Origin of the sequence: Streptomyces sp. MK7, assembly GCF_032658145.1 — a bacterium.
GTDB lineage: Bacteria > Actinomycetota > Actinomycetes > Streptomycetales > Streptomycetaceae > Streptomyces > Streptomyces spiralis.
The window spans coordinates 1-276 of record NZ_JAVACL010000188.1 but is presented as its reverse complement, the minus strand read 5'-3'; the positions used below and the strand labels follow the sequence as shown (position 1 = coordinate 276).

At 64.9% G+C, this 276-nt stretch carries 1 protein-coding gene; it reads left to right on the top strand.

Annotated elements, in window-relative coordinates:
- Positions 1-82: 82 nt before the first annotated feature.
- The coding region (locus tag R2S09_RS40430) for a transposase (protein ID WP_316746300.1) at positions 83-276 on the top strand (194 nt) is incomplete at its 3' end.

The window sequence follows — 276 nt, the reverse complement described above, 5'->3', positions numbered from 1 at the left end:
GAAACGCAGAAAGTGCTCTTGACCTGCAACGATAGGACTTGCTGAGGGTCCTGTTGGCTGCGAGGGAAAGAGCACTTTCCAGGTGAGCGAGCTTACCGCGTCGTACCCGCGTGTCCGTGTCCAGGGGGACGGCCGTCAGGTGGTCTCGCAGGCCGGGGCAGTCCTGCTCGTGGAGACGGTCCGCAAGGCCGGTCTTGACCAGGCGATATCCGCAGCGCTGTCGCCGTGGCGGAAGGCGAGGGCCGTTCACGACCCGGGCAAGATCCTGCTGGACGT